38 protein-coding genes and 1 tRNA gene are annotated in these 25,736 nt (G+C 65.4%); 27 read left to right on the forward strand and 12 right to left on the reverse strand.

Features of this window, described 5'->3' with window-relative positions; translation table 11 throughout:
• Nucleotides 1-207: 207 nt before the first annotated feature.
• The 3 genes from HGG74_RS15825 to HGG74_RS15835 form a co-directional block, all read right to left on the reverse strand.
• Nucleotides 208-387 carry a hypothetical protein gene (locus HGG74_RS15825; RefSeq protein WP_168487900.1) on the reverse strand — a complete coding sequence of 60 codons (180 nt, stop codon included), beginning with the start codon at nucleotides 385-387 and terminating at the stop codon, nucleotides 208-210.
• A 190-nt stretch (nucleotides 388-577) separates the two neighbouring features.
• Nucleotides 578-991, reverse strand: a complete 414-nt coding sequence (locus HGG74_RS15830) for a ribonuclease H-like domain-containing protein (protein WP_168487902.1) — start codon at nucleotides 989-991, stop codon at nucleotides 578-580.
• Nucleotides 910-2,133 carry a hypothetical protein gene (locus HGG74_RS15835; RefSeq protein ID WP_168487903.1) on the reverse strand — a complete coding sequence of 408 codons (1,224 nt, stop codon included), beginning with the start codon at nucleotides 2,131-2,133 and terminating at the stop codon, nucleotides 910-912. Before HGG74_RS15835 ends, HGG74_RS15830 begins: the two co-directional genes overlap by 82 nt.
• Nucleotides 2,134-2,217: 84 nt before the next feature.
• Here HGG74_RS15835 and HGG74_RS15840 point away from each other — a divergent pair, with 84 nt between their 5' ends.
• The gene (locus tag HGG74_RS15840) at nucleotides 2,218-2,544 is read left to right on the forward strand and encodes a hypothetical protein (RefSeq protein ID WP_168487904.1); all 327 of its coding nucleotides are present in this window, start codon (nucleotides 2,218-2,220) and stop codon (nucleotides 2,542-2,544) included.
• A 10-nt stretch (nucleotides 2,545-2,554) separates the two neighbouring features.
• Here the strand turns inward: HGG74_RS15840 and HGG74_RS15845 are convergent, their stop codons facing one another.
• Complete coding sequence (locus HGG74_RS15845) at nucleotides 2,555-2,935, reverse strand: hypothetical protein (RefSeq protein WP_168487905.1); 381 nt, start codon at nucleotides 2,933-2,935, stop codon at nucleotides 2,555-2,557.
• 182 nt (nucleotides 2,936-3,117) lie between these two features.
• On the opposite strand from HGG74_RS15845, the gene HGG74_RS15850 reads away from it, so the two are divergent.
• Both HGG74_RS15850 and HGG74_RS15855 read left to right on the forward strand, forming a co-directional pair.
• Nucleotides 3,118-3,843: a hypothetical protein gene (locus tag HGG74_RS15850; protein WP_168487906.1), complete on the forward strand. Its 726-nt coding sequence runs from the start codon at nucleotides 3,118-3,120 to the stop codon at nucleotides 3,841-3,843.
• A gap of 410 nt (nucleotides 3,844-4,253) precedes the next feature.
• On the forward strand, nucleotides 4,254-4,535 hold the full coding sequence (locus HGG74_RS15855; protein WP_168487907.1) for a hypothetical protein: 282 nt from the start codon (nucleotides 4,254-4,256) through the stop codon (nucleotides 4,533-4,535).
• A 59-nt stretch (nucleotides 4,536-4,594) separates the two neighbouring features.
• Here HGG74_RS15855 and HGG74_RS15860 read toward each other — a convergent pair whose 3' ends face one another.
• Nucleotides 4,595-5,593, reverse strand: coding sequence for a PASTA domain-containing protein (locus tag HGG74_RS15860; protein ID WP_168487909.1), 999 nt, complete (start codon nucleotides 5,591-5,593; stop codon nucleotides 4,595-4,597).
• Nucleotides 5,594-5,715: 122 nt separating this feature from the next.
• Nucleotides 5,716-5,892 carry a hypothetical protein gene (locus tag HGG74_RS15865; protein WP_168487911.1) on the reverse strand — a complete coding sequence of 59 codons (177 nt, stop codon included), beginning with the start codon at nucleotides 5,890-5,892 and terminating at the stop codon, nucleotides 5,716-5,718.
• A gap of 298 nt (nucleotides 5,893-6,190) precedes the next feature.
• On the opposite strand from HGG74_RS15865, the gene HGG74_RS15870 reads away from it, so the two are divergent.
• From HGG74_RS15870 to HGG74_RS15880, 3 genes are all read left to right on the forward strand, one after another.
• A complete protein-coding gene (locus HGG74_RS15870; protein ID WP_168487913.1) occupies nucleotides 6,191-6,514 on the forward strand; it encodes a 3'-5' exonuclease family protein in 324 nt (107 codons plus the stop codon).
• Between the two features lie 55 nt (nucleotides 6,515-6,569).
• Nucleotides 6,570-6,917, forward strand: coding sequence for a hypothetical protein (locus HGG74_RS15875; RefSeq protein ID WP_168487915.1), 348 nt, complete (start codon nucleotides 6,570-6,572; stop codon nucleotides 6,915-6,917).
• A 195-nt stretch (nucleotides 6,918-7,112) separates the two neighbouring features.
• Entirely contained in the window at nucleotides 7,113-7,520 is a 408-nt protein-coding gene (locus HGG74_RS15880; protein ID WP_168487917.1) for a hypothetical protein, read from the forward strand.
• Here HGG74_RS15880 and HGG74_RS15885 read toward each other — a convergent pair.
• Nucleotides 7,477-7,824 carry a glycosyltransferase family protein gene (locus tag HGG74_RS15885; RefSeq protein WP_246262951.1) on the reverse strand — a complete coding sequence of 116 codons (348 nt, stop codon included), beginning with the start codon at nucleotides 7,822-7,824 and terminating at the stop codon, nucleotides 7,477-7,479. The genes HGG74_RS15880 and HGG74_RS15885 overlap by 44 nt on opposite strands.
• 680 nt (nucleotides 7,825-8,504) lie before the next feature.
• On the opposite strand from HGG74_RS15885, the gene HGG74_RS15890 reads away from it, so the two are divergent.
• The 17 genes from HGG74_RS15890 to HGG74_RS15965 all read left to right on the forward strand — a co-directional run bounded on the left by HGG74_RS15890 (nucleotide 8,505) and on the right by HGG74_RS15965 (nucleotide 16,293).
• The gene (locus HGG74_RS15890) at nucleotides 8,505-8,672 is read left to right on the forward strand and encodes a hypothetical protein (protein WP_168487919.1); all 168 of its coding nucleotides are present in this window, start codon (nucleotides 8,505-8,507) and stop codon (nucleotides 8,670-8,672) included.
• Nucleotides 8,673-8,744: 72 nt separating this feature from the next.
• Nucleotides 8,745-9,614 (forward strand): helicase associated domain-containing protein, encoded by an 870-nt coding sequence (locus HGG74_RS15895; protein WP_168487921.1) that lies wholly within the window; start codon nucleotides 8,745-8,747, stop codon nucleotides 9,612-9,614.
• Nucleotides 9,566-9,946: a hypothetical protein gene (locus tag HGG74_RS15900; protein WP_168487923.1), complete on the forward strand. Its 381-nt coding sequence runs from the start codon at nucleotides 9,566-9,568 to the stop codon at nucleotides 9,944-9,946. Before HGG74_RS15895 ends, HGG74_RS15900 begins: the two co-directional genes overlap by 49 nt.
• Before the next feature lie 89 nt (nucleotides 9,947-10,035).
• Nucleotides 10,036-10,308, forward strand: coding sequence for a hypothetical protein (locus HGG74_RS15905; protein ID WP_168487924.1), 273 nt, complete (start codon nucleotides 10,036-10,038; stop codon nucleotides 10,306-10,308).
• Nucleotides 10,305-10,682, forward strand: coding sequence for a hypothetical protein (locus HGG74_RS15910; RefSeq protein ID WP_168487926.1), 378 nt, complete (start codon nucleotides 10,305-10,307; stop codon nucleotides 10,680-10,682). Before HGG74_RS15905 ends, HGG74_RS15910 begins: the two co-directional genes overlap by 4 nt.
• Nucleotides 10,672-11,007 (forward strand): hypothetical protein, encoded by a 336-nt coding sequence (locus HGG74_RS15915; RefSeq protein WP_168487927.1) that lies wholly within the window; start codon nucleotides 10,672-10,674, stop codon nucleotides 11,005-11,007. Before HGG74_RS15910 ends, HGG74_RS15915 begins: the two co-directional genes overlap by 11 nt.
• Nucleotides 11,004-11,285, forward strand: coding sequence for a hypothetical protein (locus tag HGG74_RS15920; protein ID WP_246262952.1), 282 nt, complete (start codon nucleotides 11,004-11,006; stop codon nucleotides 11,283-11,285). The genes HGG74_RS15915 and HGG74_RS15920 overlap by 4 nt, the downstream gene beginning before the upstream one ends.
• Before the next feature lie 283 nt (nucleotides 11,286-11,568).
• The gene (locus tag HGG74_RS15925) at nucleotides 11,569-12,216 is read left to right on the forward strand and encodes a hypothetical protein (RefSeq protein WP_168487929.1); all 648 of its coding nucleotides are present in this window, start codon (nucleotides 11,569-11,571) and stop codon (nucleotides 12,214-12,216) included.
• A gap of 81 nt (nucleotides 12,217-12,297) precedes the next feature.
• Complete coding sequence (locus HGG74_RS15930; RefSeq protein ID WP_168487931.1) at nucleotides 12,298-12,657, forward strand: hypothetical protein; 360 nt, start codon at nucleotides 12,298-12,300, stop codon at nucleotides 12,655-12,657.
• 228 nt (nucleotides 12,658-12,885) lie between these two features.
• Entirely contained in the window at nucleotides 12,886-13,020 is a 135-nt protein-coding gene (locus HGG74_RS21990; protein ID WP_281356157.1) for a hypothetical protein, read from the forward strand.
• A gap of 81 nt (nucleotides 13,021-13,101) precedes the next feature.
• Nucleotides 13,102-13,686, forward strand: coding sequence for a hypothetical protein (locus HGG74_RS15935; RefSeq protein ID WP_168487933.1), 585 nt, complete (start codon nucleotides 13,102-13,104; stop codon nucleotides 13,684-13,686).
• A gap of 15 nt (nucleotides 13,687-13,701) precedes the next feature.
• Nucleotides 13,702-14,142: a hypothetical protein gene (locus HGG74_RS15940; protein ID WP_168487935.1), complete on the forward strand. Its 441-nt coding sequence runs from the start codon at nucleotides 13,702-13,704 to the stop codon at nucleotides 14,140-14,142.
• 344 nt (nucleotides 14,143-14,486) lie between these two features.
• Nucleotides 14,487-14,798 (forward strand): hypothetical protein, encoded by a 312-nt coding sequence (locus HGG74_RS15945; RefSeq protein WP_168487937.1) that lies wholly within the window; start codon nucleotides 14,487-14,489, stop codon nucleotides 14,796-14,798.
• 123 nt (nucleotides 14,799-14,921) lie between these two features.
• The gene (locus tag HGG74_RS15950) at nucleotides 14,922-15,158 is read left to right on the forward strand and encodes a hypothetical protein (RefSeq protein ID WP_168487939.1); all 237 of its coding nucleotides are present in this window, start codon (nucleotides 14,922-14,924) and stop codon (nucleotides 15,156-15,158) included.
• A 72-nt stretch (nucleotides 15,159-15,230) separates the two neighbouring features.
• A complete protein-coding gene (locus HGG74_RS15955) occupies nucleotides 15,231-15,452 on the forward strand; it encodes a hypothetical protein (protein WP_168487941.1) in 222 nt (73 codons plus the stop codon).
• Nucleotides 15,453-15,556: 104 nt separating this feature from the next.
• Nucleotides 15,557-15,913 carry a hypothetical protein gene (locus HGG74_RS15960; protein WP_168487943.1) on the forward strand — a complete coding sequence of 119 codons (357 nt, stop codon included), beginning with the start codon at nucleotides 15,557-15,559 and terminating at the stop codon, nucleotides 15,911-15,913.
• Nucleotides 15,910-16,293 carry a hypothetical protein gene (locus HGG74_RS15965; protein WP_168487945.1) on the forward strand — a complete coding sequence of 128 codons (384 nt, stop codon included), beginning with the start codon at nucleotides 15,910-15,912 and terminating at the stop codon, nucleotides 16,291-16,293. Before HGG74_RS15960 ends, HGG74_RS15965 begins: the two co-directional genes overlap by 4 nt.
• A gap of 62 nt (nucleotides 16,294-16,355) precedes the next feature.
• Here HGG74_RS15965 and HGG74_RS15970 read toward each other — a convergent pair whose 3' ends face one another.
• Nucleotides 16,356-17,273: a DUF4190 domain-containing protein gene (locus HGG74_RS15970; RefSeq protein ID WP_168487947.1), complete on the reverse strand. Its 918-nt coding sequence runs from the start codon at nucleotides 17,271-17,273 to the stop codon at nucleotides 16,356-16,358.
• 431 nt (nucleotides 17,274-17,704) lie between these two features.
• Here HGG74_RS15970 and HGG74_RS15975 point away from each other — a divergent pair, with 431 nt between their 5' ends.
• From HGG74_RS15975 to HGG74_RS15985, 3 genes are all read left to right on the forward strand, one after another.
• Nucleotides 17,705-18,667 (forward strand): thermonuclease family protein, encoded by a 963-nt coding sequence (locus HGG74_RS15975; protein WP_168487949.1) that lies wholly within the window; start codon nucleotides 17,705-17,707, stop codon nucleotides 18,665-18,667.
• A gap of 529 nt (nucleotides 18,668-19,196) precedes the next feature.
• Complete coding sequence (locus HGG74_RS15980; protein ID WP_168487951.1) at nucleotides 19,197-21,344, forward strand: AAA family ATPase; 2,148 nt, start codon at nucleotides 19,197-19,199, stop codon at nucleotides 21,342-21,344.
• Entirely contained in the window at nucleotides 21,341-21,859 is a 519-nt protein-coding gene (locus HGG74_RS15985; protein ID WP_168487952.1) for a hypothetical protein, read from the forward strand. The genes HGG74_RS15980 and HGG74_RS15985 overlap by 4 nt, the downstream gene beginning before the upstream one ends.
• A 76-nt stretch (nucleotides 21,860-21,935) precedes the next feature.
• Here HGG74_RS15985 and HGG74_RS15990 read toward each other — a convergent pair whose 3' ends face one another.
• Complete coding sequence (locus tag HGG74_RS15990; RefSeq protein WP_168487953.1) at nucleotides 21,936-22,280, reverse strand: hypothetical protein; 345 nt, start codon at nucleotides 22,278-22,280, stop codon at nucleotides 21,936-21,938.
• Between the two features lie 137 nt (nucleotides 22,281-22,417).
• Here HGG74_RS15990 and HGG74_RS15995 point away from each other — a divergent pair, with 137 nt between their 5' ends.
• The gene (locus HGG74_RS15995) at nucleotides 22,418-22,633 is read left to right on the forward strand and encodes a MerR family transcriptional regulator (protein ID WP_168487954.1); all 216 of its coding nucleotides are present in this window, start codon (nucleotides 22,418-22,420) and stop codon (nucleotides 22,631-22,633) included.
• 599 nt (nucleotides 22,634-23,232) lie between these two features.
• Here the strand turns inward: HGG74_RS15995 and HGG74_RS16000 are convergent.
• The 3 genes from HGG74_RS16000 to HGG74_RS16010 form a co-directional block, all read right to left on the reverse strand.
• Complete coding sequence (locus tag HGG74_RS16000; RefSeq protein WP_168487857.1) at nucleotides 23,233-23,511, reverse strand: hypothetical protein; 279 nt, start codon at nucleotides 23,509-23,511, stop codon at nucleotides 23,233-23,235.
• Nucleotides 23,512-23,662: 151 nt separating this feature from the next.
• The gene (locus tag HGG74_RS16005) at nucleotides 23,663-25,033 is read right to left on the reverse strand and encodes a recombinase family protein (protein WP_168487956.1); all 1,371 of its coding nucleotides are present in this window, start codon (nucleotides 25,031-25,033) and stop codon (nucleotides 23,663-23,665) included.
• Nucleotides 25,034-25,548: 515 nt separating this feature from the next.
• Nucleotides 25,549-25,630 (reverse strand) — tRNA-Leu (locus HGG74_RS16010).
• Nucleotides 25,631-25,736: the final 106 nt, after the last annotated feature.

Consider the following 25,736-nt stretch of genomic DNA (forward strand, 5'->3'; position numbering starts at 1 on the left):
GGGACGGGCCGGAAAGAGTAAGGGCCCTCAATGCCGGCCAGCCCGGCAGCCGACAAGCGGAAACGCTCTGAGCGCCTCTGAGAGGCCTTCAGGGGCCTGGAGGTGCTTCCCTGCCTTGGAGCGCCCCAAGGCCACAGAAGGGCCAATATCGGCCCGCTGTCGGGGGCTTCCACTAGGAGCGGACCGCGTCCGGAACAGAAAAAGGGCTCAGACGCCGTTTTCACGGAAAAACGCCTCGGTTTCCTCGTCCGTGATCTCGGAGGTCAGGATCGCCCAGACCGAGCTGCCGGGGATCCCAAAGACGGTCTCGAGCTCGTCCAGGCGCCAGCCGTCGGTGCGCATCTTCTGCAGCTGCTGCCGGTCGGGCAGCTCCTTCTTCCCCGCCATTGCCTCCGGTCCCCCTCGCCGTGCCTTGTGCGCCGGAGCCTACCCTGCCGCAGTGACATCGCGGCCGGGAAGGCGAAAGGTCCTCCTGCGTGTTGGGGGGAACCGCAGGAGGACCTTCCAGGACCCTTTCGGGCCTTGCCCACCTTAGCAACAATCCGAAGGAGGCTTCACGTTCCTCCGCCGGGGCCTGTCACAGGGCCAGCAGCCAGTCGCGCAGCTGCAGGGTGCTCTCGCAGTCGTCGCGGTTGTAGGCCAGGATTGCGTCCATGATCCGGCCGGCCTCCGCATGGTCCCCGAGTTCCCAGGCGGCCATGAACGAGGAGTACGCGGTGATCGAGTCCACCGCGGTGGAGACCCCTTCGCGGGCCCCGGTGCGGTAGAGCGGTTCGAGCTTCTTGATGCTCAGGGACTTCTCCGAGATCCGGATGGCCTTCGACACCACCGGGCGCAGGTCGAAGAGCACCTGTCCGTTCAGCTCGGCCACCTGGTCACGGTAGATGCCGTGCCGCTCGGCCAGCTGGCTCAGGGCGTTCTTCTCGTAATGGGCGTAGTGGTAGATCCGCAGCCCCGGATGCACCGCCCGGCGCTCGGCGACCAGGCGCATGAAGGCAGCAAAGGCCCTGCCCCCCCGGCCCGGGTGTGGGCGGTCAGCGGGACGAATTCCGGATCCGCCTCCGGGTCCCCAAGCGGCCGGGCCAGCAGCCCGAACAGGTACTCCAGCCCCCAGGTGTCCCCGTCGGGGTCGCGCCAGTTCGGGTCGCCCTCGAAGTCGAAGAAGATGTCCCCCGGATCCGGGGCCGGCAGCTCCTCCAGCGCAGTCCGGTCGGCGACCCGGTAGCGGACCCCTCCGGCCTCACCGTCGCACTCCCCGATCCCGGCCTGCAGCCGGGCCTGGTCCTGCAGGCCGGCCAGCTTCCCATCCGGGGAATCCAGCTCGGCAGCGGCCAGGTCCTCGACGGTGGCGATGCCGGCGGCGCGCAGCAGGGTGCGGTACTTCTTCGCCGTGGGCATGCCGGCGACCAGCAGCAGGTCCCGGCTCCGGGCGATCTCGTCCTGGCAGTCGGGGCAGTCCGCCTTCCGGCAGGCCCCTCCCCCGTCCGCATCCCAGGCAGCCGGGGTCCCGGACTCCAGGTGGTCCCGGAGCGCGGGCACGACCCGGGCCCGGACAGCGTGCAGCTCGGCCAGGATCGCGGCGACGTCGAGCTCCTCGGCGGTGCCGTCGCGGAGGATGACCCGGGCGGCCGGGTGGACGTCGATGCCTGCGGCAGTGAGCTGGTCGGCGTAGGCTGCCAGCTGGATCCGGTGCTCGGGCTTGGCCTTGGACGCCAGCTTGGTGTCGTTGACCGACCAGGCGCCGGTCTCCTCGCGGACGAGGAAGTCGGCCTTGCCGTGGAAGGCCCCGTCGAAGAACGACCCCTGGTAGACGACCTCGGCGTCCGAGGCCAGCGCGGCCAGGGTCTCGGCGTGGGCCCGCTCCAGCAGGGACCGGGAGAAGACACCCTCGGGGGCGGTCAGGCCGGCGACCTTCCGGGTGCGGGTGAACCCGTCGAGCACCCGGTATTCATGGGCCACCCCCCGGGTGCGCAGCAGCTCGGCCATTTCGTCCCCGCGGTCCGGCGGCGGGACCCGGCCGGTGAGCACATCCAGGCGGCGCTTCAGGGCGAACAGGCAGGTGGAGCCGGCGGCAAGGTCCGAGGCCGAGAGCACCAGGGCCGGCCGGGCATTGTCGGTGGGAAGCAGGAACACGGGAACCTCCTGGGCGTCGGGGAAGTGCGTTTCCCCGTGAACATGCGCAGACGGCCCTGGTGCTCTCGGCCCTAGGCTGGGTGCATGGAATCTCCGACCGGCCCCCAGCGGGCCATCCTCGGTCAGATCGTCGACCACGCCGGCAACCTGGCTTCCGTGCTGGAGGCCCAGTTCGCCTCCTGCCGGACCGAGCCGATGGAAGGCTGCGGTGAATGCTTCGACATCGAGGTCTCCGGTGATTTGCCCAGACTGCCCGAAGGGACCGAGTGTCCGCTGGCCTTTGGCGTCGGCGAAGGCACGGGCGCCCTTTCGGTGCTGCTCTGGCACGAAGGCGGGCTGGTCGACGGCCTGGAGGTCAACTCGGTCGGGCACCCGCACGCGGCCCTGGCCGACCTGGTGATCGAGGACTAGCGAGGTCTTCCTAGGGAAGCCGTCGCCATATCCAGTCGGTGAAGCGCTGGAGCGTGCCTGGTTCTTCCGGGCGTTGGCTGGGGAAGTGCTCGAACATCACGGCTTCCGCCTCCCTGCCGGAGTACCAGGCAACGTCCAACTCATCGAGCTTCTGCTCCATCTCAGGCTTGTCCTCGGCGAAGAACGAGTAGTCACTGTCCTGCAGCTCCACCATGCACTCCGGGCCGGCAAACTCGAACAGATACCAGTCGGGCGTGCTCGAAAAGTAGGAGAAGTACAGGACGTAGCACCCGGCGTGTGAGCCAGCGCGGCAGAGCCCAACAGAGACCCGATCCTGTCCCGCAGGCCCAAAGGGCAACTCGGGCCGCGGCGATCCTGCAGAGGAAATCATGGACCGATTATCAGGCCCGCAGCTTCCCCATGCCTGCAATAGTGCCTCCTGTCGCGGGCCACAGGGGAGCTGGGCACCGACCCAACGAAGGGCCACCAGGACCGCAGCCCGCGGCAGCCGGCGGGGACGGGAGACGAGCGCTTCCGCACACATGGGTCCAAACACCTGACCAGGAGGACCCATTGACCATCCGTTCCGAATACCTGCTCGCCGACGGCTCGCCCCGCTACGGCATCCGCACCCAGGACGCCGCCCCGACCCCGTCGGCGCCGAAGGCTGCACTGTCCGGTCGGGCCCCGGCCGAGGAGGCTGCGCGCCTGGACCTGCATCAGCTGGCCATGGCCGCCTCGCTGCGCTCCCTGCGCCCGACGGCCGACAACGAGGCTGAGCTGCTGGCCGCGCTGCGCACCGACAACCCGAAGGAGCACGCGGAGGCCCTGAAGGCAGCTGCCGAGCACCTGGACAGTCCTCGCCGGTGGCACCGGGCCGCTTCCGGGCCGTTCTGGGAGCGGCACGTCAAGGGCATGCTGAAGACCTCGAACGGCGCAGTCCGTTTCCTGCCGCCGGCCCTGGGCCTCGTGGCGTTCCTGCTGGGCCTGCCGGCGCTGATCCTCGTCATGGCGTTCTCCGGCACCGAACCGTCCGTCGGCCTCCCGGTGACGGTCATGTACCTGTTCTTCGGTTCCAGGGCCGTGAACAGCCTGCTGAAGAAGCGCCGGTTCCCCGAGCGGTACCGGATCAGCCGCTACCTGGTAGAGGGCCTGCACCAGGACGTCACCGATGCGACCCTGGTCCACATCCTGCGCCGGGACGGGAGGGAGATCGACCCCGCCGCCGAGCGGGCCGCCCTGCGTGGCTGGAACCGGCTCAAGGACACCGCCGAAAAGGTTGCCGACATCTACCACTGAGCCAAACCGTGCGAAAACGCCCGAAACGGGCGGGTGCACCGCCGGCCACCCGGTCCCCACCCGTGGGTGGCCCGGTTTCCGGAACACTGGGGCCCCCTATAAACCTCTCTCTTTCAAGGAAAATAGAGAGATATGTATATAGGTGGCCCATTGCGGGCCACCCCGCACACCTGTTTTGCACCCCTACGCCTATACAGGGGGAAGCAACATACGCCCGATTCGTTTCCCTACCCTTCCTCGTATACTGGCGTGTTCCCCGGTGCGGCAGGTGGTTTGGTGGCCCGAACGGCGAAAAACCCCGAAATCACGCGGAATTTTCACTCAAACTCTGGTGCACCGGGACCGGGCCGGAGTGCGTCCGGGTCGCGGAAAAGGTGGGAACCCGCGACATGCACGGCAGAGAGGATCCCGTGACACTGGACAAGCAGACCACAGACCCCGCAGCGGCATCCTCCGAGGCCCTGGACCTGCCCCCTTCAAGGCTGCTGCTCATGCTCGCGGCGGCCGCCGTCCTCCTGGGCGCAGGCAGCGTCTGGTTCCTCTTCCCGCCCTTCACCGCGTACGCCGGACCCTGGATCGAGGCCCTGCGGACCCTGGCCACGCTCGTCGCCGCGGCCGCCGCCGGCACCCTCCTGGCCGCCGGAGCGGGACTCGTTGCGGGAACCGCGAAGCGGCCTGCAGCCGCCGACTGACCTTTCCCAAGGACAGAAAAGGGCCCCGAGGATCATCCCCAGGGCCCTTTTCTCTGCTGTCAGAAGCTCGCCTCGTAATCCCCGTCGTGGCAGGTCACATTGGCGTACGGACCTGTGGAGGTCTGCTTGGCCACCTCGCGCCCGTTGACCTCGATCCGGCAGGTGATGGTGCTGGCGTAGCCCCCGGCCATGGCACTGACCCCGAAGGACCAGGCCGTGTAGCTGCCGCCGAACTTATCGGCGTCGAACCTGTACGTCTTCACGACCTTGGTTTTCGAGGCGGAGGCGTCCTGCTCCTGGTTCATCTCGAAGTCGACCATGTTCGTGTAGGTGACCAGATCGACGGCCGCATCGGACTCGACCGTGTACTTGATGACCCAATGGTCCTCATACTTCTTCGCCTCGGCCTCCTCCTTCTTCTCGGCCGCGGCCGTCTTGGCATCCTTCACGAGGAGGATGGCCTTCCTGTCCGAGGAGTCGGGGAGCTGGACGCCGGCCAGCGGGTACACCTCTGTCACCACCCAGTTGTCCGCAGGCTCCACGGTGTCGAGCTCGCCCTTGATCATTTCCTTACGGGAGAAGGTCTCGTCGTCGAAGTATCTATCGACGGTCATGCCTGCGTCGGCGATGGCCGCTTCAGCCTCCTCGACGGTCATTCCGACGACATCGGGCACGATGATCGGACCGGCGACTGCCTTGTCGGCCTCGTCGGCGGCCGGGTCGAAGACGTCGAGGGTCACCGCGGATCCCCTGGCCGCGCTGGCCCCGGACGGGTAGGCCACGTCGTACACGTCCCAGTCGCTTCCGGCCTGGACCTGGTCGCCGAACTGATTCGTGTAGCCGGCCACGGTGAAGCCCGCCTCTTCCAGCTTGTCGGTCGCTTCGCTGACGGTCGTTCCGGTGAGATCGGGCAAATCAACCAGGTCGGCTTCGCCGGTTGCTTCAATGGCGGTCTCGGCAGCCGTCTCGGCGGCCGCGGAAGGGTCCGGACCGGCCTGGGCGCAGCCGGTGAGCAGCAGCATGGTGAGTGCGAGAAGCGACAGGGCGCGTTTGTTCAAGGACGGTGCCTTCCAGCCTGGCCGGCGCACATGGATATGCCCCGGCGGTTCCCCCAACATGGCCGGACGGCCCGTTGTCCATGTCCAAGCCTACGCCGACGGAACCGGCCCCGGCGGATGCTTCAGGACCCCAGGAACGGGCGGCGGTAGCGGCGCAGCTTGGCCTTCACCTGGCGCACGTACCGGCGGGTGTCCGGATGCATGCCCCCGAGGTTCACCGACTGCTGCCCCTGGTAGTACGAAGCGATGATCGTGGAGGTGTCCATCCCGGTATCGGCCAGGGCCCACAACAGGGGCACGCCGATGGGGTCGGGTACACGGGGTTTTGACAGCGGATCATGGCAGCAATTTGGCTGCCGGCGTCCGCCGGGCTGTCACCGTGGTGGTCACCGATCTCGGCGGGGACCAGGTGGTGCCCGGCTGTGAGGTGAAGATTGAGCTCCTGTTCGGCGGCCGGCCGGTGTCACGCCAGCGTCCGGGGTCTCCGAGGACTGCGACGTCACGCTGGCCGATTTCGTCACGCCGTACTTCCCGGCCAAGGACGAAATCCTCGGCGACGGCTCCAAGTACCGGGGCACCATACTGGCCGGCAACAGCGTGAAGCTGGACTTCGACATCGTCAACGGGCTCTTCCCGACAACCCGTGTCATGACGGACTACCGGATCATTGACGCCTCCTCGGTCGGGAAATTGGCCCGGCACTGGAAACGGCCCGGCTGGGAGGCGCTGCCGCCGAAGGCCAGCGACCACACGGCTATGGCCGACATCCGGGAGGGCATCATGGGTGCTGTGCTACGACCGCACGATCATGCCGCAATGGCTGCCTGGCCTGCCCCGGATGCCGCCTTCCCGCACGGGGGGAGATGGCGTTTTCGCTGCCCGGCGCAACAAACCCGTCCATTGCCGGAAGCCCTCTGGTGAAACGATATATTAAGGTTCACTCACACCGATTCCAGGGGGATTTTTGAAATACTACATGCGCCGTGTCATGCTGCCCGTCACCGCCGCGGCAGCCCTGCTGCTCTCGGGATGCGCCGGGTCCGGGCCCGATGCCGCCGAGGAGAAAATCGACGAGAACACCGCCATTGCCCAATGCGGCATGATGACCAGGATGCTCACCGGCGAGGCCGACCCCACCCCCGAGAACATCGAGGACCTGAAGGAGGTCATGACCACACTTGCGGATGAGGGCTACGGTCCGGTGAAAAACATGGCAGCAGCGCTTCTCCCCTCCTTCGACGGCGACAGCCCACTCGACGAGGCCGACGCTGAGAGGCTGATGGACGAGTTCAAGGCGTTCTGCAAGGATTACACCGTCGACTAACAGCAGGCGCACGGTAGGCCGGGTGGAAGCTCCTCCCGGCCTTTTGCTTTGCCCCGGGGACCGCCCCGTCCGCGCCAGCTTTCCCCGGATACGCCGCGCTATGGCACAGAGCACCCTGGGGAGGGCATGGGGAGGAGTCCGCACACATGGCTTCCGGAGGCGCCCGGCCGGGGTGTTGGGACGGAAGGACATCCGATGGCCATCGAACTGCGCAGCATCCCGAATGACGACCTGATCAGCCGCGCCGAGGAGATTGCCGGGCTGCAGGTGAACACCGACTTCGCCGACATCCGCGGCCGCATGGTCTCCGGCAAGTTCATTTCGGCTAAGGCCCTGGACCGCGGCCTGATCGGCGTGAAGCTCGAGCGCTGGCTGGATGGGCGCCACGTCATGGACAGCCACCGTCCCGGCCGGACTGGACCCGCTGGGCCGCCCCTGGCGCACCACGGTCCACGTCCCCGCCGGTCACCCGCTGCTGGACGGGGAAGCCTAGCCGCAGACAGCGAAGGGCCGGACGGGACCATTTCAGCTCCCCGTCCGGCCCTTCTGCCTTGGCTGACTAGCTGCCCATGGCTGCGAACATCCCGCCCATCATCACGATGAAGATGATGATGCTGATGACGCCGAAGATGGTGTCGATCCAGCCGAGCACCTTGCCGGCGGTGGCAGGCTGCTTCAGCGCCTCGGCCTTGTTGGCCTGCACGATGGCCAGCGGGCCGAAGACGACACCGAGGAAGAACAGGCCGATGATGCCGAAGATCAGCGACGTCTGGGCGTGCTTCTGGCCGCGGAACATCTCGTCGGACTGCATGTACTGCACGGGCGAGCCCTGCTGCGGGTAAGCGGACGGGTAACCGGGCTCGGCCGGCGGTGTCTGCTGCGGGTAGGAGGGAGGGTTCTCGGACATGACTGCCCCTTTCATCGGTGCTGAGTGAAGAGGTACTTCACCTGTGAACATGCGTAGGCGCCCGTGCGGCGGCGCACTCCCCCTGATACGGAACCGGAACGGGCTGTCAGCACTGGCGAAAGGGCCCCGCCCTGGCTGGGGGTAGGGACCGGCACCGGATCTGCGCTGCTCCGGCGATATGTTCAACCTACCCCGGTCCGGGCCCGCCGCGTTGGACATGTCCGACGGCGGCGCGCCGCGGCATCCGAGGAGGCCGGCGGCGCTCTCCGGGCACATGGGTTTCATGAGCATCCATACCTCCCCGATACGCCGGCCACCCTGCACGAGGCCTTGGCTGCGGCCATTGCCCGCCCGGGCAAGTCCACCAAGGCCGAGCGCGTAGCGCTGCTCAAGGCCCGCCCCGCCCCAGCCACCATGCCGGACCCGTCGGCCGTGGACGTGGAGTTCCACCGCCATACTCTGCGCCGCATGGCCACAACCGCGTCACCAAGGGCCAGACCGAGGGTGCCTACGAGATCCTCTGGGGTCAGACCGAGAAGGCGCCTGCCGACATCGTCGCCGACGTCTGGCAGCGCTACCGGTGCGACCGCGCCCAATATGCGGCTAGGAAGGTCCAGTGCGACGAGGACGGCGTCGCCTTCCACCTGCGCACCGACGGGGTGCCGGCAGGCCTGGCCGAGATGCCCGACGACGTCGAGGAACTGTACTCGCTGTGCCCGGTGTGCGGGCGCGTCTACCATGACCAGACCGCCCGGGAGAAGGGCGAGGCACCGGTCGTCAAGACCGTCGATGTGAAGTCCGGTCCGGTCGCCGAGGCGCTGCGTATCCACTGGGACATCGAGGGCTAGGACGCCGCAGGCCCCGCCGGCTGTCCGGCGGGGCCTCTCCATGCCCGGATCCACGCCGCACACAGAAGCAATATGGGAACACTTACTCAGAACCGCGTCCAACGTGGCGTCCGCGAGGGCGGACAGTTCAGCCACACCACCCACCAGGAGAGCCCTGGCCTGAAGCTGTCCGCACCGCAGGCCGGCTTGGACCCCGAGGTCGAAGAGCGGATCCAGGTGCTGGAGGAATTCGTGAACACCCACGGATACCGTCCCGGCGCCACCAACGAGCGGACCATGCACGGCAGGCTCGCCCGGCTCCGCACCATGCTGGAGAAGGGTGAGCTGCCGGCCGACGCTGCGGCCCGCGTCAAGAACCTCCTGGATGCCCCGAACCTGACCGAGTACGAGTTCACCACGGCCTTCACCCGGCTCAAGGACACCTGCCAACGGCTGAGCCGCCTGCCCACGCCCAAGGAAGACGCCGAGATGGCCAAGTGGGTCTACCGGTGGCGTGACCGGGCAATGAACGGCAGGGCCGACGCCGCGAAGGTGAAGCTGCTGGCCGCGACCCCCGGCATGCTCGAACCCGTCAGCCGCGAGGTCAAGGCCGAGAGGATGCGGAAGTTGAACACCCAGACCCCTGAGCAGTGGCAGGCCCGCTACGACGAGTTCGCCGCCCGGGTGAAGGAAAACGGGCGGTTGCCGATGCGGAACGATCCGGACAAACAGGAGATGCGCCAGTACGACTTCCTGTTCAACCAGCGGAAGCTGCTGCGCGAGGACAAGCTGCCGGACGAGCGCAGGGAACTGCTCGCACGCCACCCCGGGGCGCTGGAAACGTACAGCATGAACTCCCCCACGGCCCGGCTGGAGCAGCTGGCCGCTTTCCACCGCACTCACGGCTGCCGAAGATGGGCGCCGAGGACCCGGCCGAGGCGGCCCTGGGCAACTACCTGGTGAACGGTCTGCGTCCGCGGATCCGCCGGGGCGAGGCCAGCGAAGCCATCCTGGCCCAGGCCCGTACGATTCTGGGGATCATGAACTTCACCCGCCGGACCCGCAGCGACCCCGCCGAGATGATGCAGGTCCTGCTCGACTACGTGCACGAGCACGGGCGCATGCCCAAGGACACGGCCAGCCAGCCGGCCGAAACCCAGAAGCTGGCTAAGTGGGCCTCCAACCAGGTGAAGGGCATCCTGGAGGCCAAGCAGGGCACGGCGCGCGAACGCCATGAGATGATCCTGCGGCTGCGCCAGACCCACCCGGCCGGAGCCCGGGCCGCCCGCCGGTAGGACACTCCCGCAGAAGGCCCGTGGCGTCTGCCCCGGGCCTTCTGCATGCCCGGAGAGCGGGCGCGGGCCTTCCGCACACATGGGGCTTCATGGACGAACTGCTGAAGCGCCTGCGTGAGATCGCCGATCTGAAGAACTACCCGGACCATGACTTCCATGACCTGCGGGACGATCTGGTGGACGCACTGGAGGCCTTCGAGCCTGCCTGGGTCTACCGGGTGGACCGCAGCGACAACGGCTGGGGCTGGCAGGACCTGGATCCGTGGCACATCGGCCTGATGCTCGAGCGCGGCTACACCGTCGAACGCCGGATGGCCGGAGCCTGGGAGCCCGTCACCGAGCCGGATGTGGCTGCGCGATGAAGATCGGTCAGACCGTCACCGTGGACGAGCGCTCCGCCACCTTCGAGGAGCGGGTCTGCGAGTTCAACTGCCCGCACAAGGTGTACACGATCACCCGCCGCAACTTCGTGGTCATCCGGAAGCACCAGGCCCCGAACCACCGGGACATGGGCATCTGGGCCGGCGACCCCAACTGGAAACCGCCGCTGGCCGATGTTTTCACCGCAGTCGATGCTGAGGGCACCCGATGGGAGTATATGTCCGGGGAAGGCCACTTCATCTGGGAGGCCGACGGCGGCCGCACCGCGGACAACGTGCTGCCCGGAGGCCGCGTCCGTGCCCACGGCACCGCGTACATCTTCAACGACACCACCGGAGGAACCGATGGATCCTGATGCTCCCTATCCGCTGAACGGTGAGCACCTCGAGCCGGGTGCCGTCCCGCTGCAGGACCGCATCTTCGAGGCCACCCGCGAGCTGCAGGAGGCCTATGGGCGGGACGAGCCCTGGACCCGGCACCAGCCTCTGAACGAAGCCATGGTCCCGATGGTCCTGACCGCCGTTGAGGACGGCGGCTGGGCCATGATCAACCGGTGGGACAAGGGCGGCCGCCGCGGCAGCTATCCGGATGCCCTGGACGCCCTTGACGAGGTCAAGCGGATCGGCACAACGGAAGCCATTGAAGATGCCGAGGCGCAGAAGGAAGCAGGAAAAGGATGAGCACTCCGACCGTCATCATGGCAACCGACTGGGCCACGGAACCTGGCGGCACGGGCCCGCTCGAAGCCCTGCACAATGCGATCAGCTTCGGCTCCATGTACTGGGGCGACGCCCGGGACACGGCCTGGATCTACGGGGTCGTAGTCAGCTGGGACGGACCGGCCATGCGCGAGCTGGCCGCCAAGTTCGGCTGGTCCGATGAGAAGGTCCGGCAGCTACGGCTGCTGCGCCGGAACTTCCGAGCCCTCGAGCTGCGCGAGGCGCACCAGTCCCCTTGAACCCCTCATCTCCGCAGGCCATAATGGGCCCCTATCAAGCAAGAGTGCCCGGATTGTGAGTTCATATGTCGGCGGGAAATGCAGACGGACCTGATGATCGCTGGTGGGACACTTCCCAGGACGGATCTGACGATCATGGGTGGGACGATCCCCAAGCCGTACTCTACGGTCATCTGGGGGACGATCCCCAAGATGATGGCGAGGAGGCTTCTCCTCTCGATGAAGACGTGTGCCCTGAGTGCGGTGAAGGCCGCCGTCGGGGGAAAATCGACCATCAGGATTGGTGCTCTCAATCAAACGGCAGCTTGTGATCGGGGCTCCCAACCGGCGCTGGAAGTTCGACTACCCACTGGGCCGGGTAGAGGCGTACCGCTCGATGACGACTGTTTCAGCGCTGCTGGCGGGCTTTTCGCTGGCCGCAGCGATGGGCCTGATGACTGCGGGTACGCGCCCCGTCCTCTACGAATGGAGTTCGAGTCTGTTCGTCGCCGCCTCGGCTGCATTCGTGTTCGCCCTGCAGTTCACCTTCTCCGGGCTCCAGTATGCGGCCCCGCCCGCGGAGCGTCTGGCCTGGCTACCTCGCGACGAGAGCGGCAATCCTCGTCCGGAGTTCCTCGTTGGCGCAGAGCGTGTCCAGAAGAAGGACTTTGAGCTGCAAAAACGCTATTTCAGGCGGACTGATGCTTCTTACAACCTGGGGCTCGTACTGTTCCTTGTGGGACTGGCCCTGCTGTTCCTACCCGTTTCCGGCCAGTCAGTCCCCCAGGTGGTCGGGCTGCTGACCGTGGGAGCCGCCTTGTGCCTGGAGATCCTGTGGATCGGTGCAAGAATCTTCCCGCGGATGCGCCCGCACTGGCTCGCACCGGGATACCGGAGCCTAGCCGGTGAGTTCGAAGACCTTCCGCCGAAGGGCCCGCCGGCACCCCATTAGCACTGCTGGCACGACATCACAGTCCGGAGGCAGATCCGGTTTACTATTCCCCTGCCCGGCCCAGGGGTGGATGATTCGCTCATGGACTCCGTCACGGACCGGCAGGTATACCGGCGCAGCATGGCCTGGCCGGTCTTCGACTTCATCGATTCGGAGCTGCCCCAGGAGATCGTCACCCTCACCTCGGTTAGCACCCGCGACGGCTTCGAGGCGACCGCGGTGCGCTCCTGGGTTTCTGACATTGACGGCACCGGCCTGGAGGCTGACCAGACCGACCCGGTGCTGATCCTGTCCCTGCCCCGCCGGCCCGGTATGGGCCTGGCCCGGTTCCACCTGCTCGCGGTCGCCGAACTGCACCGGCGCCGCGGTTTCGACTACGAAGTCGCCGACCTGTTCCTCCAGGACATACCCGAGCAGGACCGGGACGGGCACGGGGTGTAACCCCAGCCGGAGCCCTGGCGATTACCGGAGTGCCGGCCCAATCCGGCAGGCCTGGTGAGGCACCCTCCGTTCGCCGCACACATGGGGAGTTATGTGCACTAAGACCAAGCCCGACCCGAACACCCCGACCCTGAGACTGCCGAGTTCCCCATCGACGGCCACCCTGATCTGCTCCTGGTCGGCCGCACCTTCCCGGACGGGAAAGGCGGGCAGGCGACCGTCGACTCTGTGCGCCTGGCCGGCACCGATCTGGCCGTCAGGGTAAGCGCTCTTGAGAGCATCGACGACGCCTGTGCCCGGCTGCTTGCCGGCCTGGACCGCCTGGCCCGCGATGTCATCCGGCAGCCCGTAACGGGCCGGTAACGCACCGCCCCCACAATATGCTTCACCGGGCAGTCAGCCGTGCCCGTGACGTCTAGGCCAACGGCGGAGGGAGGTCTTTGCATGGACCGGGCTACCCGCTTCCTGGCGGGCGCCGCAGTTGCCGGCTACCTCGGCTTCATCGCATGGCTTCTCGGCCGCGGCCAACCGGCGCCGGTCGAAGCGGGTAGCTCACCCGGCGGAAAACCGGGGCCCGAAGGCCCGCCCTCGGACACTCTGCTGAATTTGGACACTCTCCTGAACGAGGTCGCGCGACAGGAAGACACCGTCGCCACCAGCGGAAGCGGCATCCAGCAGCGAGCCGTCCTGCTGGTCGGCGCGGCGAGCATCGCCGCAACCCTCACCACGGGCAAGATCATGAACGGCTGGATCGTCGGGTCAATCAGCATGGCCGTGGCGGCGGCCGTGATCGGCATCTGGGCCCTGATGCCAATGAAATCCGGCGCCGCCGACCTGAACTTCATGTTCAACAACATCGACAAGGCCACCAACCTTGAGTTCGCAAGCGCCCTGGCCCAGGTGAAAATCCCGCGGGTGCGGACCGACATGAACCGTCTGATTTCCAAGGCCCGGCTCGTCAGACTGGGGGCCATCCTTCTGGCGGCATCCGTCGCATTACTGGTGGTGGGGATCATCGAATCCCTGTAGGCAAAGGTGGACGACATGACCAGTGGCAGTACCTATGGGCCCGGCCCGGAATGGGAGCCGGGATCCGGACAGGGCTCCGGGAAGTACTTCGGCGCAGGCGGTTTCAACATCCCGGAATGGCCGGTAGTGAAGATCTTCTCCGGAACGGAGGTTGTCGGCATCAATTCCGAGCTGTTTGCCGAGAAGCTCAACAGGGAAATCGAGAAGGGAGCGTTGGCGGAAGGCATGGGCCGGATCGACTCCCGGACGGCGGCTGCGGCCCTCGATAGATACAGCTGGACCCATCGCGTCGAAGACGTGATTGGAGCTGACCTCTCCGAGCGGGCCGAGGCCGGACCCGGCAAAATCCGGATGGTGGACGACCAAACCACCGAAGAGATCGCGTCGGCCCTGGTGGAGGATCCCGAGTTCAGGCAGAACATCGAGAGCATCCTGGGGTACGAGAACGACGATTAGCCGTCCGGGGAGGACACCAGTCCCTGCCGCACACATTAAGGTCATGACCGATACTGACGCAGCCGCGCCCGCCAAGGAGTGGGCTGCCCTGTTCTCCTCCTACTCCACCGTCACGGGCGACCCCGTTGCCCACCCCAACCTTGCCGCCGCCTACGCGCACGCCTCCGAGGTGCCTCGGCACAGCCGGGCATCGAATTCGAACTCGTCTCCCGTGTCGGCTCCGACCCCTTGCAGGCAGTCACCGGCGAGACGATCCCCGAGATCATCGCCCGCCGGTGGCAGGCCTGAGACGGCGTGACCCGACACCCACGGCCTCGACCTGGCGCGTGAAAGGATGGCCCCCTATGATCACCGAAATCCTTGAGGTTCACCTCGACCGCCTCCTCGGCCACTACTCGCAGCAGCTTCCCGGGCTCCTTTCCGCCGCCGACCTGCTGGGTAACGGATCCTACAACCAAGCGGAATTCACCGACCTGATGTCTTGGAAGGACGCCGGTTCCCGCTACGACATCGTGCACTCCGGGACGGCCATGATTCTGTTCAAGGACGGTTCCCTCGTCGGTGTCGCCGGGCTGAACCGCCAGGCCCTGGCCAACCGTGACATTGCGGCCTTCACCATGCCGATCCCCGTCGCGCTGGCCACCGGAATGTTGTAGGAGGAGCCGGTCCGGCACAGCCCGCTGCCCCCTGAGGCGACGGGCTTTTTTGCTGCCGGGAAGAGCAGCTGCCGCCTCCGCACACATAGTGCCTGACCAGTACGCCGAATCGAGGAGCCACCCGTGTCCAACCCCGCCGTAGGCTTCAAGTCCCGCCAGCCCGGAATCATCGACGCCTACCTTGCCGAGCGCGAGGTCAAGGAGGAGGCGTTTCGGAACGACACCAAGGCGTTCGAGGAGAAGCTTGGCGGCCGCACGCTGTTCGGAACCCGATTCCTCGACGGCGGATTCTCGGTCACCGGCTTCCAGATCGAGTCGTACAGCGAGGAACTGCCCGCCGGATGGCGCCGTGACGGATAAAGCACCTGGGCAGTCCCGGCCAAGCGCACCCCCGAGGGCAAGGAAATCGCCAAGGAACTGGCACGCCTGTCGTTGGACGGCAACCGCTACCCCCAGGCCCCGCGCAAACTGCACACCCCGACAGTGGACGGCCAGGGCTACATGCTCTTCCCGGACGTGAAAAAGGTCGGCGACGAGTACTTCCTGACTCTGTCGATGGAGCCCAAAGAGTCGGAGCTGGCCCGGCTCGCCCCGGAGCACTGGGAGCCGGTCAAGCTCTCCGCCTACTACACGGCCGTCGAAGCTGCCGCCTGATTTGCAGCTCGACACCATGGGCCCGCCTTTCCAAACCGGAGGGGCGGGTCCTCTGCTTTCCGGGCCGGTGAGACTGCGTCCCGGCGCCGCACACATAGATAGGCATGATCATCAATGCCTTCACCCACATCCGGGCCGGCGAAGGGCCGGCCGAACTGCGAGCCCGCCAGCCGGAACTGTTCCGCGACCTGGCAACGGCCCGGGACAGCATCCCGAAGGACACGGTGGTTGCCGAGGTGACCCTCACCGTCCCGGATGACCACGAGTTCTGCGTCAGGCACTCCTACACCCCCGAGGACGGGGACCACTACCGCCTGTCCACCTTCGAGAACGCCCGCAGCGTCGCCTTCGGATCCGGCGCCAGGTTCGGCCTCATCCACGCCCTGACTCCGGCCACGCCCCGGCACGGCGGCATGGCCGTCCACCTGGCCGAGTTCATCACCGAGGTGAAGGCAGCTTGATCCCCAACCCGGAGACGGCGGAGGCCATCAACGCCGAGGCCGTGAAGCTGCTTGCGGGGCACCATGTCGCAGACGAGTACCGGGTGGATGGCACCTTCCGCATGGACTGCACCTGCCGAGCATCGGTCAAATTCCCCTGCCCCGCCAGCGAATACGGGACGAGCCAGTCCGATACGGTATTCGCCGGTCATCAGGTTCAGGTGCTGAGGCCGCTGCTCGACGAACTCGCCCTGCTCCGGGACATGGCAGCGCGCCTGCCGTCCCTGGCCTCCGAAATGCAGGACCGGGACGTACCGCTCTACATCCAGGCTCACCTGGACCAGATCATGACCGAAGCTGGACTGGATTCGGCGACCGGCAGGCCGCCGGCCAGGGACTGAGACCGGTAAAAAGCCCGCCGCCCCGGAATGGGACGGCGGGCTTCTCCATGTCCGGACGGTCGTCAGCTGGACGCCGCGATTCCTGCCATCACAAAGATGAGCAGGCCCACTGCCCAGAGTCCGATGAAGATCCAGCTGATGATGATCGCGGCCTGGGCAAGTCCGGCGCCCTGGCCGCCTTCACGCTTCAGCTGCCCGCTGGCCATGTAGCCGAGGATGAGGCCGATGACCGGCAGCACCAGCGACATCACGAACGCGGCGATCGCCAGCCCGTTCGTTCCAGCCTGCACCGGCATGGCCGGAACGGAAGCCGCTGAATGCCTGCCTGCAGTCGGTGCCGAGGTCTGGAAAACGCCCTGCAACTGCCCGCGGTTATCGATGGCCCAGGCGGCCCAGGCCAGTGCGCCCAGGAGCCCGAGCCGGAGGAAGAATGCGGCCGGGAAGTACATGTAGACATCGGCAGGAATCGCGGCGATGACGAACATCAGGATGAACGAAAGCACGGCAGCCGCGGGCAGGACGACCGCCAATGACGTCCGGGATCGCGTCCTGGCAATCAGCCAGGCCGCCACGATCAGTGTCGTGAAAACGGCTCCCCAGAGTTTCCCCAGGAGCATCGCGGTGTCGAGGTCGTCCACCTGCCTCAGGGCGGACGGGATGAAGTACCCGCCGAGCCACGCTGCAGCAGCAGCAGCCACCGCACCCATCCGGTTCAGCGGCCGGGCCGGTAAAATGATAAAGCCGGCTGCGGCCAGCAGCGGGATCAGGACCGTGATGGTAGCGGCGAACGTCTTCAGAGATTCCCCGCCGAGGCGGTAGCTGATGAAGCTGCCCAGGCCCGACACGCAGTAGGCGGCCAGCACGAGGGCCAGTCCGGCGGCGTACCGCGGCATGTGGGCCCCCTGCGCGGGTGTGGTCTTCTCGGTGGAAACGGCCTCGTCAACGGTGGCCGTGGCCCCGGAATCCGGGGTCAATGTCATGTTCGCTCCTTGCAACGGATCCAGTGGCGGAGGGATCGCTGCAGCAGACCGCAGCGGCAACACCCGCCCCCACCCGGACTGCTGCCAAGGGCGATCAGACCACGGTGGGGAATTGCCTGTCAAAACGGGTGCGACCCCTCCCTGAAAACTGTGGAGAGACACCTGCCGGCCTCCGTACACATGCCCGGGGACAAGGTCGTGGCCCCGACCGGCTCACCACCGGACGCACGCCGGTGCATGCCATGCTCATCGAACCGATCGTCCTGGAGGTGTCCGCAGGTTGCCAGCCGTGGTTGCATTGTTTTGACACGGACAGCGGGCGATCCCGGTTCCGGTGATTCCGGCCTCTGGTGGATTACGCTCGTTGCGGGGGTATGAACATTGACAGCTGAACCAGCAGGCCTTGCCGCCCGGACCGGCAGGCAGGAGCCGTGAAAACTTCGCGGCCGAAGAAGGCAGCACCGAGCAAAGGCATGAATGGCGGCACAGCCCTGCTCGTCGTCATCGGCCTAGCCGGCTTCCTGCTGCGGGCGGCGTTCGCGCCGGGAGATCAGTGGACAGTAGTCGAGGTACCGACCGGTTCAACCTTCGTCGCCGAGCAGGGCGACGACCGGCGCACCTTCCGCCTCGGGGAAGTAGCCGTCCCCGATCCGGCAGCGGGAACCGAAGAGGCGAAGTGTTTGGCTAAGGAGGCGCGGGTCCATCTGGGGCAGGTCCTGCCGGTGGGCTCCAAGGTCACCATCCACACCACGGACGATCCCCCCGAAGGCATGGACGTCGTGGGCATTGAAGTCAACGAGAAATCCGTGGTGGAGGGCATTGTCACCCAAGGCTTGGGCATGGCGTTTGTGGAACCGGATGCCCCTGTCCATGGCCCATCCGTCGATTGGAATCACATGGAGGACATCGAGGACCAGGCCGTCAAGAAGAACCGAGGCCTCTTCGACCCCGACCACGGGTGCACGTTTGCCGCCTCGGTTGTTAAGGCCCAGAAGGGCATCGACCGCGCGCTCAGGGATGCGGTTGACGAGAGCTCGGGATCGGCTGCGGCCATCAGGAAGTCAATCGGCGCCTTGGAAAAGGCCTACAACCGGGCGATGAAACTGCATGACCGTCTGGAGAAACTCGACCGGGACGAAGGCCCGGCAATGCACCGGCTGTACGCCCGTTTCAGCCCGTACTTCACAATGCCGCTCGAGGATTCCGCGGGTGATGCCAGCACGAGGATCAGCGAGCTGGAATCCCGGCTTAACGAGCTGGAGGCACCGGCCATTGTTCCTGCCCCCTCGAGCCCGTATTCCGGCACGGAATCAAGTCCGGGGTCCGGCTACGACGGGTACACCGGCCCCCGTTGTTATGCCCCGGGCGGGAAAACCTACGTTCCCTGCGGGTAGCGATGTTAGGCCGGTCCTTGCAGACCGCCTCGACATTTCCTGTGAATAGTTAGGCCCGACAATCGGGCGGCTCGCACTCCCCCATCTCCGAATGCCTGCCGGGTGAGCGGGACCGTCTCCGTCCGTGTGCCGAGGAACGGCGCCTCTCGAGCGGAGATGTCCCTGAGATGCTCCTGTGAGTGACCGGTTCCCGAGTGGTTCCTGAATGTCCGGGAACCACTCGAAGTGAGTGATTCCCACCCCCCGGTATAGGGGTGGGAATCAGTCACCACCCGAATAACCCATTTTCTTCAGACCATCCGGTAACCACTCGGAACGTCCGCAGAAGACTCTCCCCAAAAAAGTGTCACCAACCCTCACCAGCCCTGCATAGGCGCAGTACGACGGCAATGGGAGCATGATGCAAAAATCATTTTGCAATCCTCGCTTCTTCGATCGCCGTCAGCACGCAGCCGACCATTCGGCTGAAGGATCAAGCAAAAGGCCGGCCCGCTGGAACGGACCGGCCTTGCGAGAAAGCAGGTGTACGGTGAGTACGTCCCCCATTGTATCAACCCTGGATGAGGCCATTCAGGCCCTCGACAGCCTCGGACTGTCGCACTCCCCCCAGTCGAACGGCGGCATCATGTGTCAGTGCCCAGCCCACGACGGCGGGGACGAGAACTGCAGCATCCGGGTCATCGACGGCAAGGTCGCGGCGAAGTGCTTCTCGCACGGCTGCGAGTACAAGGACATCATGACTGCCCTCGAGACGCAGATGAAGGGCACCGGGTCCGGCAGCAACGTCGTCGCGATTCAGTCTCGGAAGCCCAAGGCGGCCAAGAAGTCGAATGTAGACCACGGCCCGCGTACCAAGGAGGCCGAATACTCGTTCACGGACCACCAGGGCAAGTGGTACTTCACCCACATCAAGTTCCGCCATCTGAAGAGCCCCGTCCCAGGTAAGAAGTCGTTCGATTACGACAAGAGCTACCCGGACGTTCTGGGGGATCTGCGCGAGTCGGACATGATGCCGCTTTATAACGCAGTCGAAGCATTTCAGGCCGCCAAGAAGGGCAAGCGGCTGTTCTGGTCCGAGGGCGAGGGGGACGTCGAGGCGCTCCGTGGTGTCGGCGAGGTAGCCGTGACAACCCATGCCGGTGCCGGCACGCCGCCACGTCAGGGTGGCGTGAACCTGTCCATCCTGGAGGGGGCCGGAAAAGTGACCATTATCGCCGACAAAGACAAGGTCGGATACAGCTACGCCAAGCGGGTACGTGAAGACCTGATGAAGGCGCAGATCGGCCTCGGTGGGAAGATCGAGATCGTGCACACCCCGCTGGACAAGGTCGGTGCTGACGTCAGCGACCACTTGGCCGCCGGCTTGAGCCTGGAAGACCTGGTCGAGGTCCCCGAGGACCTGCTGGAAACCGACGAGGAGAAGGCCGAGGGCACTGTCAAGGCCGTGGCCAGCTGGGACCCCATCGATCTGACTTCTTACCTGCAAGGTCGGATCGAGCCGAAGCACCCGGAGTTCCTGGTGCGCAGCGACGGTCAGGCACTGTGGTACCGCGGCGAGATCCATTCGCTCCACGGCGAGTCCGAGTCCGGCAAGTCGATGGTCGCTCAGTGGGAGTGCGCCAGGCTGGTCAAGGCCGGATGCAAGGTGCTGTATGTCGACTTCGAGTCGGATCCGGCGAACATCGTGGCCCGCCTGGTGAACGTATTCCAGGTGCGCAAGGCGGCAATCCTGGAACACTTCACCTACGTCAACCCGGCCGTCGATCCGGACACGAACCACGCAGAAGCCATCGCTTGGGGCCAGGTCCTCTCCAAACCGTACGACCTGGCCATCATCGACGGGGTCACCGAGTCCCTGACCGTCGCCGGCGGCGCCACCAAGGACAACGACTCCATCACCGTGTGGGGCCGCAGGTTCCCCCGCAAGATCGCCGACTACACCGGTGCGGCCGTTGTCATGATCGACCACGTCACCAAGGACGCGGAGTCCCGCGGCCGCTTCGGCATCGGCGGCCAGGCGAAGATGAGCATCCTGACCGGCACCGCCATCACCGTGGACGTGATCGCCCCGCTGGGAGTCGGCCGTGCCGGCGTGCTGAAGCTTAGCGTGGGCAAGGACCGTCCCGGCAACGTCCGCGGTCACTGCGCCCCCGAGGCCGGTAAGGACCGTCTCCAAGAGGCAGCACGGTTCAAGGTGGACTCCACCGGCACGGTTCCGGTCATCGAGCTGACGCCTTGGGAGGGCGCCGAGACCGGCGGCAAGGACTATGTCCGGATCTTCGCGGAGAGGTGCTCCGCGTGGCTCGAGGCGGTGGGTGGCCAACACACCTTCAATGAGATCGCCAAGCCCCATGCTCAGGGCGGTGTCGGCGGCAAGCGCCCAACCATTCAGGAAGCTCTAGCTGCGCTGGTCCGCTCGGACTACGTCTCAATGACGCCCGGCAAGAACAACAGCAAGCTGTACCAGCACGTCCGCCAGTTCCGCGGGAATAGGCCTTTGGACAAAGGCAACGGGCCGGAAACGCCGGAGATCCCTGTCAAGGCCGTCCCGGTCCGGCCGACGCCGGCCTTCGACATCCCGGCTGAGACGTGCGAGGAGCATATCGTCGCCGCGGAAGACGAAATCATGGGGTGCTACGAATGCACGCTCATCCGGCAGGTGGAGGAAGTGGCGTGAACCTGCCAGAGGGCCTGACCTACGACTATGCAGCCGCCAAGGCGGACCTGGCTGGGATCTGGGAGCTTCGCCAGACCTGTGGCGACGAACTGGGCCAGGACTGGCGAACGCCGGACTTCCCAGATGCCGAGTCGCTGCTGGAGGCTGCCCGCACGGCACCCCTGAAGAGTCACGAAGCGGCCCACGTCCTGATCCACCACCCGCTGGCCGACGTCCGCGTCCTGGACGCCATCTGGAAGCGCAGCTTCGAGATGACCGAACGCTACCCGGACGATCTGATGGCGCAGATTGACTGCGTCTTCAGTTGGACGGCGACGGAGCGCTTCCTCGAGCGGGCATGGCGGCAGATGAGGCCTGCAATCCGGTTCTGGGTGATGGCCAACCCCAAGTGCTCTGACCGGATGCTGGAGGCGATCGTCCGGGGCGACGACCCGCAGTACGCAAGGATAGCCAAGAGTCTCCTCGACATCAGGGACCGCCATCGGACCCTCGACTACGCCCCGGACATCTTCTGACCCACGCATACCAGGGCCGGCACCCTCTCGACAAGGCGGGTGCCGGCACTGGTGCCGTCAGGAGTCCTGACAGCCTTCAGGCGTTGCCAGCTGGCTTGCGCGCTGCACGAGCGTCTTTATAGCGGAGTTCGAGGTTTGACCTGGTCGTCCCGATAAGGTCGGCTAAGTCCTGCCGCAGGGCGATGATGCCGCTGTCGACGGATTCCTCCAGATCAAGAGTCAACTGCTCGGTCAGCTCGCGGAGCGCGCCGGTCTCCAGCACGTCTGCAAGGGCTGCCGCGGTCATGGCCTCGCTGCGCCCAAGCTTTGGGGCAAGCACGGCCGCCTGCCTAACCACGAGGCGCCGAATGTCCTGGTCGATCAGCTCTTTGGCCGCTTCGGCGAGCAAAGGGTGAGGTTCTTTGGAGCGCTTCCTGGCCATACGGTAATCGTAGCCGTGCCGACAATGACATCAGCACAGGATACCATCAATGCAAATTGAATTTGCATTTTGAGCGGTTCTCACTTAGGGTGACCCTATGCCAATTGATTTGGCAATAGCCACAGACAGGAATGATCATGCAGCAGACCCCGGAACAGCTCGTAGACCTCCTTGAGCAACAGACCATGGACTTCACCGAAGCAGCCGAGTGCCTCGAGATGAAAGAGATGAGCCTTCGCTCGTACATCTATCGCGGCGGTGGTGCCGGACGCCTCAGGTCCGTAACCATCGGACGAACGGTCCGCCTCTATAGGGCAGACGTCCACACCTACAAGCGCGAGCTCAAGAAGTGACTCCGATCCCATCTGAGGTCCCCGCAGGAAGTTCACGAACTCTGCCGAAGGCCAGACAGGGATTCTGTAAATGACCTTTGCCGAAGGCGCGCACGAGCCACAATTCGCCGTGGAGCATCCAGACGAAGGAGCTTGCACATCGCGACATGACCGCAGCGAGCATCGATAAGCGCAATGCTGAGTATTCCTGCCGCTCTCAAATCAGGTTTGGCAAGCGGGCACCCGGCCCACATTTCACACGTCCACGTGGCCTGCCGCTGCATGTCCCACAGGCCCTATTCATGGGAGGCCTGTGATCTTTGCCACTGCGAGCGAAATAGTGACACCGGCCCGGAACGCCCTCCGCATAGGAGCGGCCATGGACAACAACAACGTCAAAGCATGGGTCACTTCTACTCGCACCGAGCAGGGGCTTCCGCCCAAGGGGGAGGATCGTGGGGCTCTCGCGCGAATTCGGTCTATTGTCGAGCGTGCCGAGTCTAGGGCTGCGGAAGCTGCCGCTGCGGCAGCCTAGGACGTGCCTCCCCATCCCAGGCGACGGAGATGGGCGAGTCTAGGCGTCATGTTGCCCGGCGGCATCAGGACCGTGAATCGCGGCATCACTTCTCGTCCGCGGCTCGGCCAAGCTCGTCCTCGCTGTACCCGAACGTGTAGTCCTCGTCCATGCCGCTCGAGCGCCATATATCGGCCGCGTCATAGACGCTGATGGCCTCGCCTTCGTCCTCCTCATCGCCGCTATAGGGACTATGAACGACGCCAGCATCGTCGTGATCTTCACCGAGCGTGCAGCGACACTCTACGAAATAACGCCGCATTTCGTTTCCCTCGCCGTCGAACTCGATTTCTGTTGTGCGCTTGTGTTTGGAACCGGTGGGCATCTGCACTCCCCTTTTTGTTCATGGTGCTAAACGTGGCGACCAGTCCCGTCACGCTAGTCCGGAGCGAATCAGAGGCCCATGTCCGGCGACGCGGTGGCCATTGGTACTGCTGCTGGGCCCGGGGCTGGTTCACTGCATCAGGAGACTCACTCTAGACCTTCCACTCAATCTCGAAGCGGCGCGGATCGAACTTCTTCGCACCAGTCGTGATGAGGACAGGGTTTACGGTGATTCGCTCGATGAGCGTTTCCAGCACCGAGCGCTGCTCACTGGTAGTCATATGCGGCCAGGCAGCGCGCAGCCTATCCTCGGACACCTGGAGTTTCGGCTTCCTCGCCGTAGGGGGCTGAAGCTGTGCCTCTTGGGCGCGGATGGCTTTCGTACCGGCCAGCATGGTCTCCCTGTCGATCAGTCCCTCGGCGTAGTCAGCACCGAGCTGCTCACGCCGCGCTGCTAGCTCCTTGGTCCTCTGCAGCCACTCCCCCTCGTCTGGAGCCGGCTTGCCGGCAGCCAGATGCACAGTATGGAAGGCCTGTTCTGAAACCCAAGTCTCAATTTTGTCGGCGACGACCGTCATTCGGCCGCACGCGGCTGCACCCTGGTTCTTAGGACAGCGGTAGTTTGGGGTCTTCGTCTTGCCTCCAAGGCCGCGGACCATACCGGTGCCACATCGGCCGCATTTGAGGATCCCGACAAGCAGGTGCTTCCTGCGGCCGCCGCGGGTCCCTTGGGAGCGTCCGGGAGCCAATCGCGCCCGCAGGACGGCCGACAATTCCTCGGACAGAATCGGCTCCCAAGTCCCCTTGGAGGCGATGCGTCCCTGGTGGACCCGGAGACCGGCTAGGCGTGGTGCACGCAGGATGCCGACAATAGTGGCGGCCCGCCACTGTGCCCCGCGGGTTGTCTTCACGCCGCGACGGTTCAGATCACGAGCGATTTCATTGAATCCTTCTCCCGCCAAAACGCGGTCCGCCATCTCGCGGATGATCTCGGCTTCTTCTGGGATGACCGCCGAATCCTTCGCATACCCGTAGACGCGCGCGCCAGGCCAGGCTCCGGATTCGGCCAGCTCCTCGTGCTTACGCTGCACTCGAAGCGTCAACATATCAACCTCAAGTGAAGCGAACGCCGTCATAGCCCGAGCCACGGCCCGCCCCGTTGGTGTCGAGAGGTCCACGGTGCCGGCCGTGACCGAGTGAATACCGATCCCCGTTTCCTCACAGAGGTCGATCCAGTCTTCGAGCTGTCTGGACCGGCGAAACAGCCGGTCCGTTGCCCAAGCAACGACTACGTCCACGTCGCCAGCGCGCATGGAGTCTTGGAGCCTTTCATACTCCGGCCTAATCTTGCCCGAGTATGCCGAGATGTCGTTGTCCGCATACTCACCGACAACAGTCCAGCCACGCTCCGCCGCCAAGGCTTTACAATCCTTCAGTTGACGGGCTACGCCTTTGCCTTCCTGCTCCAAGTCGGCAGAGATTCGGGCATAAATTGCGGCGCGTGTCGGCTTCTGATCAATCACACAGCAACTATGCCGCGGCTGCCACCAAATTCCCGGCATTGAGTACATGTGTTTCTGTATTCACGCCCTCAGGGACGCTGTTAGCATGCACCAAAGTCGACGTCTCGACTACTAACGACGTCTCGACTACTAAGGGGCATGCTCCCCCTCACACCTTGCGGAGGCAGTCAATCCGGCCTTGTCAACAGCGCACTCAGTGCATAGGCAGGCACTTGACGTCCCGCCGGAATATTTCCGCCAATGGCTGGCTCAGGTCATGTTCCCGAAGCCGCCTCGGCGCATGGAGAGGTGTCGGCAGGAAAACCGCCGGCACCGGCAGAACAGAAAGGGGAACCACACCACCAACGGCCCCGCCGCAACCGGGGCCGCCACCGGGTAAGCCAGCAACTCCCCCGACCGGACAACTCCATATCCCGCCGGGCCCCCGCACCCCTCCCGGAAAACAAGCCAGAGGCATCCGTGCACAAAGTGCACGCACTCAAAGAGGAATACCTATCTGACTTGGGGAAACCCCGTGCCCGAGGTGGGACTCGAACCCACACACCTTTCGGCGCCGCATTTTGAGTGCGGTGCGTCTGCCAATTCCGCCACTCGGGCCTGTCGCCGGCTTCCGGCGGCCATCACTGCCAAACCTGTGAAGACCGTCATGTTTCGTCCGTGCGGAAATCTACTCTACATGCCGATAGGCTATTTGCGTGAACCC

This window comes from Arthrobacter mobilis, assembly GCF_012395835.1.
GTDB lineage: Bacteria > Actinomycetota > Actinomycetes > Actinomycetales > Micrococcaceae > Crystallibacter > Crystallibacter mobilis.